The organism is Acidovorax sp. sic0104, assembly GCF_019219095.1.
GTDB lineage: Bacteria > Pseudomonadota > Gammaproteobacteria > Burkholderiales > Burkholderiaceae_C > Acidovorax.
Genome location: NZ_JAHUWH010000001.1, coordinates 717,726 through 734,555, shown reverse-complemented (window position 1 = coordinate 734,555; position 16,830 = coordinate 717,726). Strand labels below are relative to the sequence as shown.

Sequence of the window (16,830 nt, the reverse complement as noted above, 5' to 3'; positions counted from 1 at the left end):
CGCAGCATTCGATGCGGGGGGGGCGCGTATGACGCAGAAGACGGCCCTCATCATGGCCGGCGGCACCGGCGGCCACATCTTCCCGGGCCTGGCCGTGGCCGAAGAGCTGCGCGCGCGCGGCTGGCGCGTGCACTGGCTGGGCGCGCCCGGCAGCATGGAGTCGCGCATCGTGCCCACGCACGGCTTCGCGCTCGAACTCATCGACTTCTCGGGCGTGCGCGGCAAGGGGCTCGTCACCCTGGCCTTGCTGCCGCTGCGTCTCCTGCGCGCGTTCGGCCAGGCACTGGCGGTGGTACGCCGCGTCAAGCCCGACGTGGTGGTGGGCCTGGGCGGCTACATCACCTTCCCAGGCGGAATGATGGGCGTGCTGGCCGGCAAGCCGCTGGTGCTGCACGAGCAGAACTCCGTGGCCGGCATGGCCAACAAGGTGCTGGCCGGTGTGGCGGACCGTGTGTTCGCCGCCTTCCCCAATGTCTTTCCGAAAGGGCAGTGGGTGGGCAACCCGCTGCGCACCGCCTTCACCAGCAAGCCCGCGCCGACAGAGCGTTTCGCAGGGCGTGGCGGGCCGCTGCGCCTCCTGGTGGTGGGTGGCAGCCTGGGCGCGCGTGCGCTCAACGAGATCGTGCCGCAGGCCATTGCGTTGCTGCCTGCGGACAAGCGCCCCGTGGTGCTGCACCAGAGCGGCGCGACCCAGATCGATGCCTTGCGCGCCAACTATGCGGCAGCGGGGGTCGAGGCCGAGTGCACGCCCTTCATCGACGACACCGCCACCGCGTTTGCCGAGGCCGACATCATCGTCTGCCGCGCCGGCGCGAGCACCGTGACCGAGATCGCCGCCGTGGGGGCTGCCGCGCTGTTCGTGCCCTTCCCCTCGGCGGTGGACGACCACCAGACCACCAACGCCCGCTTCCTTGTGGACGCAGGCGGCGGGTGGCTCACCCAGCAGCGCGACCTGACGCCGGAAGGCCTGTCGCAGATGCTATTGAATATGGAGCGCTCTACGTTGCTGGAGAAAGCGCTCAAAGCGAAAGACATGCAAAAGACCAATGCCACCCGCGAGGTGGTGACAGCCTGCGAGGAGCTTGCAACACCATGAAGCACGCCATTCGCCACATCCATTTCGTAGGCCTGGGCGGCGCCGGCATGAGCGGTATCGCCGAGGTGCTGTTCAACCTGGGCTACCGCATCTCGGGCTCCGACCTGTCCGACAGCGTCACGCTGCGCCGCCTGGAGGGTCTGGGCATCAAGACGTGCCTGGGCCATGCGGCGGCGCACATCGACGGCGCCGATGCCGTGGTCACGTCCACGGCCGTCACTCCCGACAACCCCGAGGTGCTGGCCGCCCGCGAAAAGAAGATCCCGGTCGTGCCCCGCGCGCTCATGCTGGCCGAGCTGATGCGCTTGAAGCAGGGCATCGCCATCGCTGGAACGCACGGCAAGACGACCACCACCAGCCTGGTGACCAGCGTGCTGGCCGAGGCGGGGCTGGACCCCACCTTTGTCATCGGCGGCAAGCTCAACAGCGCGGGTGCCAACGCCAAGCTGGGAAGCGGCGACTACATCGTGGTCGAAGCGGACGAGTCGGACGCCTCGTTCCTGAACCTGCTGCCCGTGATGGCCGTGGTGACCAATATCGATGCCGACCACATGGAAACCTATGGGCACGACTTCAATCGGCTCAAGGGGGCGTTCGTCGATTTTCTGCACCGCATGCCGTTCTATGGCACGGCGGTGCTCTGCGTGGACAGCCCGGCCGTGCGCGACATCCTGCAGAGCGTGACCTGCCCGATCACGAGCTACGGCTTTTCGGAGGACGCCCAGGTGCGCGCGATCGATGTGCGAGCCGAGGCAGGCCAGATGCGGTTTACCGTGCAGCGGCGCAACGGCGTCACGCTGCCCGACATGGAGGTGGTGCTCAACCTCGCGGGCGAGCACAACGTGCTCAATGCGCTGTCGGCCATCGCGGTGGCAGTCGAGCTCAACATCCCCGACGACGCGGTACAGCGTGCGCTGGCAGGCTTCAAGGGCGTGGGCCGGCGCTTCCAGCGCTACGGCGACCTGCCCGCCAAGGACGGCGGCACTTTCACCGTGATCGATGACTATGGGCACCACCCCGTGGAGATGGCCGCCACGCTGGCCGCCGCGCGCGGCGCCTTCCCCGGGCGGCGCCTGGTACTGGCCTTCCAGCCGCACCGCTACAGCCGCACGCGCGACTGCTTCGAGGACTTCGTCAAGGTCATCGGCAATGCCGACGCCGTATTGCTCACCGAGGTGTACGCCGCCGGCGAGGCGCCCGTGGTCGCCGCCGACGGCCGCTCACTGGCCCGCGCCTTGCGCGTGGCTGGCCGCGTGGAGCCGGTGTTCGTCGACAACGTGGCCGACCTTCCGCAGACCATTGCAGACATCGCGCGCGATGGCGATGTGGTGATGTGCATGGGTGCGGGCTCCATCGGGGCCGTGCCGGGCAAGGTGGTCGATCTGCTACAAAATAGTGAGCTGAAGGCGCTGGAGGGGAGCGCGGTATGACTGTTTCTGAACTCAACATTGACGTGAAGGCACTGGGCAAGGTCGCCGTGCTCATGGGGGGCGACTCCGCCGAGCGCGAGGTCTCGCTCATGTCCGGCAGCGGTGTGCTGCAGGCCCTGCGCTCGCGCGGCGTGGATGCACATGCGTTCGACCCCGCGCAGAACCATCTGAGCGACCTCAAGCGCGACGGCTATGCCCGCTGCTTCATTGCGCTGCATGGCCGCCATGGCGAAGACGGCACGGTGCAGGGTGCGCTGGAACTGCTGGGCATTCCCTACACCGGGCCGGGCGTGATGGCATCGGCCATTGCCATGGACAAGGTCATGACCAAGCGCGTGTGGACGGCCGAGGGCCTGCCCACGCCGCGCTACGTGTGGCTGGCACCGGACCGCCAGCAGCGCGAGGTGGTGCGCACGGTGCCCGACGAGCTGGGCCTGCCGCTGATCGTCAAGCCTCCGCGCGAGGGCTCTTCGATCGGCGTGACCAAGGTGCGCGGCTACTCCGACATGCAGGATGCCGTGGCGCTGTCCGCCCGCTACGACCCCGATGTGCTCTGCGAAGAATTCATCGACGGCGAAGAGGTGACCTGCCCGGTGCTGGGCCAGGGCGCCGACGCCGTCGTGCTGCCAGTGATCCGGATCGTGGCGCCCGAAGGTTCGTACGACTACCAGAACAAGTACTTCACCGACGATGTGAAGTACCAATGCCCAAGCGGCCTGCCCGAGGCAGAGGAGCGCGAGATCCAGCGCATCGTCCTGGAGGCGTATCGCACGCTGGGCTGCCGTGGCTGGGGCCGCGCAGACCTGATGATCCGCGAGCGCGACCGCAAGCCCTTCCTGCTGGAGATGAACACCTCGCCCGGCATGACCGGGCACTCGCTGGTGCCCATGTCCGCGCGTGCGTCGGGCATCAGCTATGAAGAGCTGTGCCTGCGCATCCTGGCAGACGCGGCGCTGGACACGCCTGCGCGTGCAGCCCAGGGAGCCGCGAACCCATGACCTCCACGCTGCCGGCGCCCCTGGACGTCAAGCTCATGAACTGGACCGCCTCGGCCCTGTTCGTGGGCCTGGCGCTGGGCGTGCTGGCGGCGGGTGCGTGGTGGGTGCTGCGCTACCCGGGTTTTGCCGTCTCGCGCATCGTGGTGCAGGGTGACCTGGTGCATAACAACGCCATCACCCTGCGGGCCAACGTGGCGCCGCACCTGGCGGGCAACTTCTTCACCGTGGATCTGCGCGCGGCGCGCGCGGCGTTCGAGCAGGTGCCCTGGGTGCGCCGGGCCGAAGTGCAGCGCGTGTTCCCCGGCAGCCTGCACGTGCAGTTGCAGGAGCATGACGCGGTGGCGTACTGGGGCCCCGAGAGCGGCTCGGCACTTGTCAATACCCAGGGCGAGGTGTTCGAGGCCAATGTGGGAGACGTGGAGCAGGAGGACCTGCCCCGACTGATGGGCCCGGCGGGCAGCTCGCCCGAGGTGTTGCAGATGCACGGATTGCTGGCGCCTGTCTTCAAGCCCCTGGGGCTGGAAGTGGACACGCTGGAGCTCACCGGCCGGGGCGGATGGCGCGTGACGCTCGACAGCGATGCCGTGGTCGAGCTGGGTGGAGGCACGGCCCAGGAGGTGGTGCAGCGCACGCAGCGCTTCACGCGCACGCTCACGCAGGTGGCCGGGCAGTACGGCCGGCGGGTGGATGCGCTCGAGTCGGCCGATCTGCGCCACACGGGCGGGTACGCATTGCGCCTGCGCGGCGTGAGCACCGTGGTCCCGGATGGCGCGGGCGCCACGGCCACCGTACGCAGGAGGTGACGGCATGCATGCAGGCAGAAGGCTGAAGTACGCGGACCAGGGTGTGGCGCCGACCGAGGGGCGGCGGGGCAGAACAGAGAAGGGCAGAGACTGATATGGCAAGAGAATACAAAGATGTCGTGGTGGGGCTGGATATCGGCACGGCCAAGGTCATGGCCGTGGTGGCCGAGGTTCTGCCCAATGGGGAGCTCAAGCTGGCAGGCCTGGGGGTGGCTCCGAGCAATGGCTTGAAGCGTGGCGTGGTCGTCAACATCGACGCCACCGTGCAGAGCATCCAGCAGGCCTTGAAGGAGGCCGAACTGATGGCCGACTGCAAGATCCAGCGCGTGTACACCGGCATCACCGGTAGCCATATCCGCGGCCTCAACTCCAGCGGCATGGTGGCCGTGAAAGACAAGGAAGTCACCTCGGCGGACGTGGCGCGCGTGGTGGAGACGGCCAAGGCCATCAACATCAGCAGCGACCAGCGCCTGCTGCTGGTGGAGCCGCAGGAGTTCGTGATCGACGGGCAGGATGTGAAGGAGCCCATCGGCATGAGCGGCATCCGCCTGGAGGCCAAGATCCACATCGTGACCGGTGCGCAGAGCGCGGCCGAGAACATCATCAAGTGCGTGCGCCGCTGCGGCCTGGAGGTCGAGCAGCTCATGCTCAACCCGCTGGCCAGCAGCCAGGCGGTGCTGACGGATGACGAGCGCGAGCTGGGTGTGGTGGTGGTCGACATCGGCGCTGGCACAACCGACGTGGCGATCTTCACCGGCGGCGCGATCCGCCACACGGCGGTGATCCCGATCGCAGGCGACCTCATCACCAGCGACATCGCCATGGCCCTGCGCACGCCCACGAAGGACGCCGAAGACATCAAGGTCGAGAGCGGCTACGCCAAGCAGTTGCTGGCCGACCCCGAGGCGCAGGTCGAAGTGCCGGGCCTTGGCGACCGCAGCCCCCGCATGCTCAGCAAGCAGGCGCTGGCCGGCGTGATCGAGCCGCGCGTGGAAGAGATCTTCTCGCTCGTGCAGCAGGTGGTGCGCGAGTCCGGCTATGAAGAAGTGCTGTCGTCGGGCATCGTGCTCACGGGCGGAAGCTCGGTCATGCCCGGGATGATCGAGCTGGGCGAGGACATCTTCCTGAAGCCCGTGCGCCGCGGCATTCCGAAGTATTCCAGCGCCTTGTCTGACATGGTGGCACAGCCCAGAGCTGCTACCGTCATGGGCCTTCTGGAGGAGGCGCGCCTGGCGCGGCTGCGCGGCTTCAAGGTGGCACAGAAAAGCGGTTCCATGAAGACGGCCTTTGGCCGCTTCAAGGACTTCATCGTGGGGAATTTCTGACCATGAAATTCCCACTCTGGCTGGCGCGGGGTAGCCCCCACCAACGACCGCGCGGGCGATGGCGACGATGTACCGGACCACCGCCCCCGCCGTTCACGACGACATACCGAACAACCCATTGGCAGTTGCACACGAGATTGCAAACGAATTCAGTGAAAGAAACAGGAGCTCCAACATGACCATCGAAATGATCGAAGCCGAAGAATTCAACCAGGGCACCCAGATCAAGGTGATCGGCGTGGGCGGCGGCGGCAGCAATGCCGTCGAGCACATGATTGCCCGCAGCGTGCAGGGCGTGGAGTTTGTCTGCGCCAATACCGACGCGCAGGCATTGACCCGCAGCTCGGCCCACCGCCACATCCAGCTGGGCGGAAGCGGCCTGGGCGCAGGCAGCAAGCCCGACAAGGGCCGCGAAGCCGCCGAAGCCGCGGTGGACGACATTCGCCTGGCCATCGATGGCGCGCACATGCTGTTCATCACCGCCGGGATGGGCGGCGGCACCGGTACGGGCGCTGCACCCGTGATCGCTCGCGTGGCCAAGGAAATGGGCATTCTCACCGTGGGCGTGGTCACCAAGCCCTTCGACTGGGAAGGCGGGCGCCGCATGACCAACGCCGACAACGGCCTGGCCGAGCTCGAGGCCAACGTCGACTCGCTGATCGTGGTGCTCAACGAAAAGCTGCTCGAAGTGCTGGGCGATGACATCACCCAGGACGAGGCCTTCGCCCATGCCAACGACGTGCTCAAGAACGCCGTGGGCGGTATCGCCGAAATCATCAACGAGTACGGCCACGTGAACGTCGACTTCGAAGACGTGCGCACCGTGATGGGCGAGCCCGGCAAGGCCATGATGGGCACGGCCACCGCCAGCGGACCGGACCGCGCCCGCATCGCTGCCGAGCAGGCCGTGGCCTGCCCGTTGCTGGAAGGCATCGACCTGTCGGGCGCCAAGGGCGTGCTGGTGCTGGTGACGGCCGCCAAGGGCAGCCTGAAGCTGTCCGAATCGCGCCTGGCCATGAGCACCATCAATGCCTACGCCTCGCCCGATGCGCACGTGATCTACGGTGCCGCCTACGACGACAGCCTGGGCGACGAGATCCGCGTGACCGTGGTGGCCACCGGCCTGTCGCGCCCCAACGCGCGCCGCCAGCCCATCTCGGTGGTGCAGGGCGGCCTGCGCACCGGCACGGACAACGTGGCCTACCAGATGCCACTGGCCGGCACCGGTGCCCTGGGCTCGGCCGTGGGCGTGCAGGGCGGCCATGCCGGCAGCACCCAGGCCGACTACGGCAGCATGTCGGTGCCCAGCGTGTGGCGCACCAACCGCACGCAGGCGGCGGCCCGCGTGGACGCGCTGTCTTCGGGCGGCATGGACGACCTGGAAATCCCGGCGTTCCTGCGCAAGCAGGCCGACTAGTAGAGGTCTTCCCCCTGAGCGGCTGCGCCGCTTCCCCCTTCTCTCGAACGGCTGCGCCGTTCGGGAAGGAGGACGACACCAGCGCGGCGGGGCGGCCCTTGCGCGGTGTCTCTGGTCTGGGTCGTGGCGGTTGTTGCCGCCGCGCTTTCTGCTTCGCTCGTCCGTCGATCAGCTGCGCTGTCACCGGGTCTGTGGTTGCTCATCCGACCGGTTTTCGACTCTCCGTTTTCTATCAGGGTCATAGGCAGCAGCGGGTGGTTTTTGCGGGGGCGCCCCACTAAAATCCCCGGATGCTCCAGCAACGTACCCTCAAGACGATCACCCGCGCCGTGGGCGTGGGGCTGCACAGTGGCCAGCGGGTCGAACTGACGTTGCGGCCCGCGCAGCCCGATACCGGGATCGTGTTCCGGCGCGTGGATCTGCCCCAGCCGGTGGACATTCCGATCCGCGCCGAGGCCGTGACCGATACGCGGCTGGCGTCCACCATCGCGGTGGGCAGTGCCAAGGTGCACACGGTGGAGCACCTGATGTCGGCCTGCGCGGGGCTCGGGATCGACAATCTGTATGTGGACATCACGGCCGAAGAGGTGCCTATCCTCGACGGTTCCTCGGCATCGTTCGTTTTCCTGCTGCAGAGCGCAGGCGTTGAACTGCAGAACGCGCCCAAGCGCTTCATTCGCGTGACCCGGCCGGTGGAGGTGCGCGAGGGCGAAGGCGCCAACACCAAATGGGCGCGCCTGGCGCCGTACCACGGGTACAAGCTCAGCTTCGAGATCGACTTCGACCACCCCGCCGTGGATTCGACGGGTCAGCGCGTCGAGTTCGACATGGGCGCCGGCAACTACAGCCGCGACATCGCCCGCGCCCGCACCTTCGGCTTCACGCGCGATGTGGAGATGATGCGCTCCAACGGCCTCGCGCTGGGCGGCGGCCTGGACAACGCCATCGTGATGGACGATTACAAGGTGCTCAACAGCGACGGCCTGCGCTACGACGACGAGTTCGTCAAGCACAAGATCCTCGATGCCATGGGCGACCTGTACCTCATCGGCAAGCCGCTGCTGGCGGCGTACAGCGCGTTCCGCTCGGGCCACGGCATGAACAACCTGCTGCTGCGCGAGTTGCTGGCCCAGCGCGATGCGTGGGAAGTGGTGACCTTCGAAGACGAACGCCTGGCCCCCGGCGGCTTTGCGCAGCCGGCGCGCGCCTGGTGACCGCTGGTCTGGCTTGCCCACCAACCGGCCCCGCTGTCGGCCGCTGAAAGGCACACCCCTCTATGCTCATCGTTCGCTGGCTTGCCATCTTTCTGCTTCTGGCTGCGGCGGTCTCTTTCGGCTTCTACGTGGGCACAGGCCAGGCCCACTACAAGCGCATCGGACTTGCCATCCTGAAGTGGACGGTGATCGCTGCCGTGGTGTTTTTCGCGGTGGTACTGATCGACCGCGTGGCCTGACAGCACCCGCCCGGTACCGCGGCGGTTTACCCCGGCCCGCGCCGTGGCCTATACTCGCGCCTGCTCCGGGGTGCACGTAGGGGCCTGTTTCGATGACGAACAGGCTGCTGGGCGTGCTGAGACGGCGGACCTTACCGCCGGAACCGCGAACTTGATCTGGTTAGTACCAGCGTAAGAAGAGCTGCAGTCGGAATTTTCCGCACCTGCGTACCAACGCCGCGCCCACCGGGCCACGTTGGCGCGCAACGTGCGCACAGCGGAGGCCTTGTGAGGCCTTGGCGGTGCGCCCGGGCACCCGCCAGGGTGCGTGTGGTCCATGCCGGCCTATTGCGGAGCACAGATCCATCCCACCGATAGGAATGTGCCCGCCATGAATGCCCCCGACAAGTTCGCCCATCTGCTCGCGCTCACCCGCGAACCCTTCCCCGCCTCCACCAAGAGCTACCTGACCGGCAGCCGCCCCGATGTGCGCGTGCCCGTGCGCGACATCGCGCTCACCAACGGCGAGCAGGTCAGCGTGTACGACACCTCCGGCCCCTACACCGACCCCAGCGCCGCCATCGACGTGCGCCAGGGCCTGGCCAGCGTGCGCGGTGGCTGGATCGCTGCACGCGGGGACACCGAGCTGTACGACGGCCGACAGCGCGTCGCGATGGACGACGGCAGCAAAAGCGAAGACGCCGTGCGCCTGGCCCAGCTGCGCCAGGAGGCAGCCGCGCTGCAGCGCCAGCCGCTGCGCGCCAAGAGCGGCGCGAACGTGACCCAGATGCACTATGCGAAGAAAGGCATCGTCACGCCGGAGATGGAGTACGTGGCCCTGCGCGAGAACGGCAAGCGCGAGTGGATGGCTCAGTACATGCAGGACGCGGGCCGCGAGCAGCGCCTGATGGGCAACCCCATGGGCGCGAGCATCCCGAAGATCATCACCCCCGAATTCGTGCGCGACGAAGTGGCGCGCGGTCGCGCCATCATCCCCGCCAACATCAACCACCCCGAGGTCGAGCCCATGGCCATCGGCCGCAATTTCAAGGTCAAGATCAACGCCAACATCGGCAACTCTGCAGTCACCTCCAGCATCGAGGAAGAGGTCGAAAAGCTGGTGTGGGCGATCCGCTGGGGCGCCGACAACGTGATGGACCTGTCCACCGGCAAGAACATCCACACCACGCGCGACTGGATCGTGCGCAACTCGCCCGTGCCCATCGGCACCGTGCCGATCTACCAGGCGCTGGAGAAGGTGGGCGGCGTGGCCGAGGACCTGACCTGGGCGATCTTTCGCGACACGCTGATCGAGCAGGCGGAGCAGGGCGTGGACTACTTCACGATCCACGCGGGCGTGCGCCTGGCCTACATCCACCTCACGGCGCAGCGGCGTACGGGCATCGTCTCGCGCGGCGGCTCCATCATGGCCAAGTGGTGCATGGCGCACCACCGCGAGAGCTTTCTGTACGAGCACTTCGAGGACATCTGCGACATCATGAAGGCGTACGACGTGTCGTTCAGCCTGGGCGACGGCCTGCGCCCCGGCTGCGCATCGGATGCCAACGACGAAGCGCAGTTCGCGGAGCTGCACACGCTGGGCGAGCTGACCCAGGTGGCCTGGAAGCACGACGTGCAAACGATGATCGAAGGCCCCGGCCACGTGCCCATGCACATGATCCAGGCCAACATGACCGAGCAGCTCAAGACCTGCCACGAGGCGCCGTTCTACACCCTGGGCCCGCTGACCATCGACATCGCGCCGGGCTACGACCACATCGCATCGGCCATCGGCGCGGCCATGATCGGTTGGATGGGCACGGCCATGCTGTGCTATGTGACGCCCAAGGAGCACCTGGGGCTGCCCGACCGCGATGACGTGAAGCAAGGGATCATCGCGTACAAGATCGCCGCACACGCGGCCGATGTGGCCAAGGGCCACCCGGGGGCGCGAGCGCGCGACGATGCGCTCAGCCAGGCACGCTTCGACTTCCGCTGGCAGGACCAGTTCAACCTGGGCCTGGACCCCGATACGGCCAAGGAGTACCACGACGAGACACTGCCCAAGGACAGCGCCAAGGTGGCGCATTTCTGCTCGATGTGTGGCCCGAAGTTCTGCTCCATGAAGATCACACAGGAAGTGCGCGACTTCGCGGCGCAGAAGGGCATGGCCGAGGCCGACGCACTCGCCAGGGGCATGGAGACCAAGGCTGTGGAGTTTCAGCGCCAGGGCGGCCAGCTGTACGTGCCCATCGTGGCCGAGGGCTCGCCTTCCGGGTCGGGCAGGGCCTGATCCTGCGGCCGTTTGCAGCAATGGGAGAAGGGCCGCGATGCCCTTTTTCCAGGTTGTCGTATCAGTAGGGGTGTTCCCGTAGACGGCATTCCCATAAGCCCGGCTACTGGCTCCCGGGTTTCCCTGCTGCGGCCCCGAAGCCGGGGCTTTCCCTGTGCTTTTGACAGGCCCGCACAGCATATAGTCGCGCCCACACCCGGCCCAGAAGGCAGGGTGGTGGTGTGGCACCCAATTTGCTATGCTGGGTTGTCTGTTAAAAATTGTAAGGAAGAGCCATGAACGCTCTGGGCCGCTTCTCGATCCGCACTCGCCTGTACTTCGGAACCGTCTTTTCCCTGATTTTGCTGGTCGTCATTGGCGCCATGGGCTATGTGGCACTGGACCGCACGCGCGGCACGCTGCAGGTGCTGTTCTCGGAGCGGGTGCAGACCCTGACCGACATGTCCGAGCTGCGCACCACGCTGGGTGATCTGCGGCGCACCGAAAAAGACATCATCATCAACTTCAACAATTCGGTCGAAGTCTCCGTGCTGCGCGAAACCTGGGGCAAGACCCTGGCTGCCCTGCGCAAGAGCCTGGCCGATGTGCGCCAGGTGCAGTCCGGCGACGCGGCGTTCGTCGAGTCCATCGACAAGTCGCTGGCCGAGATCAAGCAGTACGAGACCGGCATCTCCCCCATCTTCGAGCAGATCGAGCGCGCCCAGCTCGACGGTGCCGGCGGCGGCGCCTATGCGGACCGCCTCAAGGTGCACATGGAGGCCACGGACAAGCTGTTCTCCAGCCTGGCCACCTCGGCCCGCACCCAGATGGACGAAGCCCGTGCGGGCGTGGAATCACGCGCCAAGGCCATGTCGGCGTTGATCGGCATCGGCCTGCTGCTGGGCCTGGCAGTGCTGATTCCGCTCACGTTCTTCAGCGTGCGCTCCATCACCAAATCCCTCGGCCAGGCGCAGGAGCTGGCTGAGCGCATCGCCAGCGGCGACCTCTCGCGCGATGTGCAGGTGATGAACCAGGACGAGGTCGGCCAACTGGTGGTGTCCATGGGCCGCATGCAGGACGCCTTGCGGGGCCTGGTGCGCCAGGTGCAGGATTCGGCCGGCAACATCTCCACGGCGAGTTCGGAGATCGCCAGCGGCAATCACGACCTGAGCCACCGCACCGAGCAGACGGCGGCCAATCTGGAGGAAACAGCTTCCTCGATGGAGATGCTGACCAGCACCGTGCAGCAGAGCGCGCAGTCTTCGCGCCAGGCCAGCGACTTCGCGTCGTCGGCCGCCGAAGTAGCCGCGCGCGGCGGCGCCGTGGTGTCGCAGGTGGTGACCACCATGGACCAGATCACCACCAGCTCGCGCAAGATCGCCGACATCACCGGTGTGATCGACTCCATCGCGTTCCAGACCAACATCCTTGCGCTCAACGCGGCGGTGGAAGCCGCGCGTGCGGGCGAGCAGGGCCGGGGCTTCGCCGTGGTGGCCAGCGAGGTGCGCAGCCTCGCGCAGCGCAGCGCCGAGGCCGCCAAGGAGATCAAGGGCCTGATCGGCTCGTCGGTGGAGCGCGTGGAAGATGGCTCGCGCCTGGTGAGCCAGGCCGGTGCGACCATGACCGAGATCGTGAGCAGCGTGCGCCGCGTGTCCGACATCATTGCGGAGATCACCGCCTCGTCGGCCGAGCAGAGCGACAACATCGGCCAGATCAGCCAGTCGGTCACGCAGCTCGACCAGATGACGCAGCAGAACGCCGCGCTGGTGGAGCAATCCACCGCGGCGTCGGAGTCGCTGCGCGAGCAGGCCGTGCACCTGACCAGCGCCGTGCGGCAGTTCCGGCTGCAGGAAGGCGCTGCGGGCGCGCCGTCCGCTTTCAGTGCGCCCGGCGAGGCCACGGCACCGGCAGTGCCCAAGGTGCCACGCCGCCCAGCGCTGCAGATTCGCTGAACCCCGCAGGCAGGCGTGTCAAAAAGGCCGGGAGACCGGCCTTTGCCTTTTCATCCAGCAACCGGTTGGGTGCATCAGCGCGCAGCGGATGCCGCAGCAGCACTGGTGGCGGCCGGCAGTGCAGTGGCAGGGTTCATCGGCACGGTCCCAGTGGTAGCTGCTGGCGTCGTGGCGGCGGGTGAAGCCGGCACGGTGGTGGTCGCCGCAGCGGGCCGCGCAGGTGCATGCTCCCATCGCTCGAACCACTGCAGGCGCCATGCGGAAACACCCAGCACCACCCCAGCCAGCACAAGCGCAGCCGCGCTCCACCACAGCGGTGACTTCGACTCCGCAAACGGGTCCTGCAGCGTGCGGCGCGCGTTGGCAGGCACCTTGGCCGTCTGAGACAGAGAGCTGCCCAGCCGTGTGTTGATGCGCATGCGCCCGTTGATGGCCCAGCCGCTGGCATCCAGCAGCGGCCCCAGGCTGCGCTGGCGCAGCTTGAGCCATGCAATCAGCATGCTCGGCCCCGAAATGGCCAGCACGATGCCTGCCAGAGCCAGCGGAATCCACACGCCCAGGTCCACGAACTTGGCGAACACGCCGACCAGCACCGCGCTGATGCTGCCCAGCGCCACGCCGATGGCGGCCACCGTGCCCACATCGGTACGGCGGGGCACGCTTGCCGTGACGGTGTCCGCCGGGGCCGCACCCGCCGGCTTGAGCGGCGTGTTGGCCAGCGAGCTGGCCGTGGCCCCCAGCGACTTCTGCGCACGCGCCTCGCCCGCCGCAGCGCGCTTGGCCACCTGCTCTTCGATCAGGCGCACGAACTTCTTGTACGGCGACAGGAAGGCCTGGCCGATGCTCGTCGGGTTCTCGACGATGCGGGTGATGGTGGCATCCCAGTCCTGTCCCTTGCGGTCGTAGAAGACGCCGTTGCGGCCCACGAAAAGGAAGTCCACATCGCCGGCTGTGAATGCCGCCACGATGCCCATCTTCTGTCCCTTGCGCGTGCACTGGCAGTAGGCCAGGTAGGTCTTGGCCAGACCGGCCAGCTTGGCGTGCTGCGCGGCGTCGGCTACCTGCACGGTCAGGTCGCAGCTGCGTGCGTCCAGGTACAGGGTGCCCGCCTGGAAGATCGCACCCCTGCGCTGGTAGAAGGCTGAAAACGACACGAAGTTGTTGAGCAGCTCCAGCAGGTCGCGCTTGAAGCGCAGCAGCTTCTCAAGGTCTTTCGTGTGCTCGTTGTGCGTCTGCTCGGCCTCGTCCCGGGCGATCAGCTCCATCACCCGCTGCCGCGCGTCGCTGGCGTGCAGCTTGCGCAGCAGTTCGTCTCCGAGGGTATCCACCGAAGTGGCGGGCCGGCTCGCCAGCCATTGCTGGCAGGGTGCCAGAGCCTGACCGATGGCATGCCAGCCTTCTTGCGTCAAGGTGTCCAGGGCGCTCCCGAGCAGCGGCTCCACGGCGTTGTCGCGGAAGGTGCGCAGCGCAGCTGCCCAGGCTGGGTTCACGCCCTCGGCCAGTGGCAGCAGGCCCTGCGGCGTGACGGGGGCCAGTGGCAGGTTGGCGATGGCGCTGGACGACAGCTCGAGCGCCTGGCCAGCCATGGCGGTGTATTCCTCGAGCGAGGGGTTGAGGGCCGTGGCCGCGCGCAGGTCGTATGCGGCCATGCGGCAACGCGCGAAGAAGTCTTCCACCTTGTGGGCCACCGCGTTCATGGCCTGGGTGGCCTGGAGCGTTTGTTCGCCCAGTGCCAGGCCCGTGCTAGCGTCCCGCGCCTGGGCGGCCCAGGCGGCGATCTTGTCCACATCGGCAAAGAACGCCTCTGCGCGCGGGCGGTCGATGCCTGGCGGCGGCGGCTCCTCGCCCGCGGATGGCATGCTGCCCTGAGTCTTGAGGATGTGCTCGATGGCTTCGCGGGCGAGCTTGTCGTCCTGCGCGGTGTCCACGGTGATGATGCCGTCGCCATTGAAGCGCTGGGTGTTCAGTTGCTCGCTGCGCGCCATCACTGCGGCCAGCGGGATGGCCGTGGCATCGGCCTGCCCGGCCATGGCCAGGATGCGGCGCGCAGCGCCGGCGAGCGCGGCGCCGGGTTCGGTGCCGTCATCAATGGCGGATAGCTCCAGGGTGTCGCCGGGCCGCGTCAGCTCGTCGGGGTTGCGCAGTCGCGCACAGGCCCAGGCGCAGGCGGCCAGCAGCTCAGGCGGGCGGATGCGGCCGTCGTGGTCGGTGTCGATGAGGTCCAGTGTGCGCTCGTCGAACTCGATGCCACGCGTGGGGCAGGCCAGCGCCACCCACAGTTTCTGGTCGAGCTCGGGCAGCCTGGCGATGTCTTGCCCGGACCGGACAATCACCTGGTCCACGCCCCCGGCGCGGAAGAATTGCCATGGGTGGGACGAGGTGGGTGGTGAATGCATGGAGGTGGGGACGGTCTGCGAGGAATGGCGGCGGGGCGGACAACCCGGCGGAGCCGGCATGTCGGTGCCGCTTGCGAGATTGCTGGCTTTCCATTCTTCGCGACTGCGGCGCAGGCTTCCAGCGGCCGCGGGGCACTGGGCCTGTCGGACAGGACTGACAAGGCCATGGCATTTCCCGCGCACGCATGCTGCGGGTATTTTGAGTCGCCAGCGCTTATGGATATTGCGCTGGTTGCTATCAAAAATGAAGTGACAAAGGGTGGGTGCCGGTGTGGGCACCGCGTGCCATCGCCGCTCCGAGTGCGGTGGGGCTGTCAGTCGCGCGTGACCCGCAGGACTTCTTCGCGGCTGGTGATGCCAGCCGCGATCAGGCGCTCGCCGTCATCACGCATCAGTGCCATGCCGTCGGCGATGGCGGCGGCGCGGATGTCGGCCTCGGACGCCTGGTTGTGGATCTGCGCGCGGATGGCGTCGTTGGTCACCAGCAGCTCGAACACGCCGGTGCGGCCGGTGTAGCCCGTCTGGCCGCAGTGCTCGCACCCGCTGCCGTGGCAATGGCTGCAGTACTTGCGCACCAGGCGCTGCGCCAGCACGCCCAGCAGCGATGACGACAGCAGGAAGGGCTCCACGCCCATGTCGGTCAGGCGCGTCACCGCGCTGGCGGCGTCGTTGGTGTGCAGCGTGGCCAGCACCAGGTGGCCGGTGAGCGATGCCTGGATGGCGATCTGCGCGGTCTCGAAGTCGCGGATTTCGCCAATCATGATGATGTCCGGGTCCTGGCGCAGGATGGCGCGCAACGCCTTGGCAAAGCTCAGGTCGATCTTGCTGTTGACCTGTGTCTGGCCTACGCCCGGCAGCTCGTACTCGATGGGGTCTTCCACCGTCATGATGTTGTTGCGCGTGGCGTCCAGACGCCCCAGGCCCGCGTACAGCGTGGTCGTCTTGCCCGAGCCCGTGGGCCCGGTCACGAGGATGATGCCGTGCGGCTGCGAGATCAGGCCCTCGAAGCGGCGCAGGGTGTCGCCCTGCATCCCCACCGCTTCCAGGCTGAGCTTGCTTTCGCTCTTGTCCAGAAGGCGCAGCACCGCGCGCTCGCCATGGGCGCTGGGCAGGGTGGACACGCGCACGTCGATGGCGCGGGTGCCCAGGCGCAGGCTGATGCGGCCGTCCTGCGGCAGGCGCTTTTCGGAGATGTCGAGGTCCGCCATGATCTTCAGGCGCGAGATCAGCGCGGCGTGCAGCGCGCGGTTGGGCTGCACTACCTCGCGCAGCGTGCCGTCCACGCGAAAGCGCACGCTGGAGTGCCGCTCGTATGGCTCGATGTGGATGTCACTCGCGCCGTCGCGCGCAGCCTGCGTGAGCAGGGCATTGAGCATGCGGATGATGGGAGCGTCACCGGCTGATTCCAGCAAGTCTTCGACGGCCGGCAGCTCCTGCATCATGCGCGAGAGATCGGCATCGGACTCGACCTCGCTCACCACCGTGGCCGCGCTCGATTCGCTGTGGGAATACGCAGCGCTGATGCGCTGGGCGAGCCCTGGCGCATCGGTGGGCAGCAACTGGTGCACCGGGTGCTTGCGCAGCACTTCGGACAGCGCACCTGCATCGGGGCTGGGGCCGTGCCACAGTACCAGCTGGTGGCCGTCATCTTCCAGCAGCAACTGGGCGGTGCGGGCAAAGGCGTAGGGCAGGGGGTGTCGCATGGCCTG

At 67.4% G+C, this 16,830-nt stretch carries 12 protein-coding genes and 1 riboswitch; of the genes, 10 read left to right on the top strand and 2 right to left on the bottom strand.

What is annotated here, in order from left to right; genetic code table 11:
* Window positions 1–28: 28 nt before the first annotated feature.
* From murG to KW835_RS03350, 10 genes are all read left to right on the top strand, one after another.
* On the top strand, window positions 29–1,096 hold the full coding sequence (gene murG / locus KW835_RS03395; RefSeq protein ID WP_218380849.1) for an undecaprenyldiphospho-muramoylpentapeptide beta-N-acetylglucosaminyltransferase: 1,068 nt from the start codon (window positions 29–31) through the stop codon (window positions 1,094–1,096).
* The gene (gene murC / locus KW835_RS03390; RefSeq protein WP_218380848.1) at window positions 1,093–2,526 is read left to right on the top strand and encodes a UDP-N-acetylmuramate--L-alanine ligase; all 1,434 of its coding nucleotides are present in this window, start codon (window positions 1,093–1,095) and stop codon (window positions 2,524–2,526) included. The genes murG and murC overlap by 4 nt, the downstream gene beginning before the upstream one ends.
* The gene (locus tag KW835_RS03385) at window positions 2,523–3,524 is read left to right on the top strand and encodes a D-alanine--D-alanine ligase (RefSeq protein ID WP_218380847.1); all 1,002 of its coding nucleotides are present in this window, start codon (window positions 2,523–2,525) and stop codon (window positions 3,522–3,524) included. The genes murC and KW835_RS03385 overlap by 4 nt, the downstream gene beginning before the upstream one ends.
* Window positions 3,521–4,327: a cell division protein FtsQ/DivIB gene (locus KW835_RS03380; protein ID WP_218380846.1), complete on the top strand. Its 807-nt coding sequence runs from the start codon at window positions 3,521–3,523 to the stop codon at window positions 4,325–4,327. Before KW835_RS03385 ends, KW835_RS03380 begins: the two co-directional genes overlap by 4 nt.
* Before the next feature lie 95 nt (window positions 4,328–4,422).
* Window positions 4,423–5,652 (top strand): cell division protein FtsA, encoded by a 1,230-nt coding sequence (ftsA, locus tag KW835_RS03375; protein WP_008903721.1) that lies wholly within the window; start codon window positions 4,423–4,425, stop codon window positions 5,650–5,652.
* A gap of 175 nt (window positions 5,653–5,827) precedes the next feature.
* Window positions 5,828–7,069, top strand: coding sequence for a cell division protein FtsZ (gene ftsZ, locus KW835_RS03370; RefSeq protein WP_218380845.1), 1,242 nt, complete (start codon window positions 5,828–5,830; stop codon window positions 7,067–7,069).
* 290 nt (window positions 7,070–7,359) lie between these two features.
* Window positions 7,360–8,283 carry a UDP-3-O-acyl-N-acetylglucosamine deacetylase gene (gene lpxC / locus KW835_RS03365; protein WP_218380844.1) on the top strand — a complete coding sequence of 308 codons (924 nt, stop codon included), beginning with the start codon at window positions 7,360–7,362 and terminating at the stop codon, window positions 8,281–8,283.
* A 62-nt stretch (window positions 8,284–8,345) separates the two neighbouring features.
* Window positions 8,346–8,522, top strand: a complete 177-nt coding sequence (locus KW835_RS03360) for a hypothetical protein (protein WP_218380843.1) — start codon at window positions 8,346–8,348, stop codon at window positions 8,520–8,522.
* A gap of 56 nt (window positions 8,523–8,578) precedes the next feature.
* Window positions 8,579–8,717: riboswitch (TPP riboswitch) on the top strand.
* A 175-nt stretch (window positions 8,718–8,892) separates the two neighbouring features.
* Window positions 8,893–10,794 carry a phosphomethylpyrimidine synthase ThiC gene (gene thiC / locus KW835_RS03355; protein ID WP_218380842.1) on the top strand — a complete coding sequence of 634 codons (1,902 nt, stop codon included), beginning with the start codon at window positions 8,893–8,895 and terminating at the stop codon, window positions 10,792–10,794.
* Window positions 10,795–11,069: 275 nt separating this feature from the next.
* The gene (locus tag KW835_RS03350) at window positions 11,070–12,725 is read left to right on the top strand and encodes a methyl-accepting chemotaxis protein (RefSeq protein ID WP_218380841.1); all 1,656 of its coding nucleotides are present in this window, start codon (window positions 11,070–11,072) and stop codon (window positions 12,723–12,725) included.
* 74 nt (window positions 12,726–12,799) lie between these two features.
* Here KW835_RS03350 and KW835_RS03345 read toward each other — a convergent pair whose 3' ends face one another.
* Both KW835_RS03345 and KW835_RS03340 read right to left on the bottom strand, forming a co-directional pair.
* The gene (locus KW835_RS03345; protein ID WP_255593210.1) at window positions 12,800–15,121 is read right to left on the bottom strand and encodes a hypothetical protein; all 2,322 of its coding nucleotides are present in this window, start codon (window positions 15,119–15,121) and stop codon (window positions 12,800–12,802) included.
* Between the two features lie 314 nt (window positions 15,122–15,435).
* Window positions 15,436–16,824 carry a GspE/PulE family protein gene (locus KW835_RS03340; RefSeq protein ID WP_218380840.1) on the bottom strand — a complete coding sequence of 463 codons (1,389 nt, stop codon included), beginning with the start codon at window positions 16,822–16,824 and terminating at the stop codon, window positions 15,436–15,438.
* Window positions 16,825–16,830: the final 6 nt, after the last annotated feature.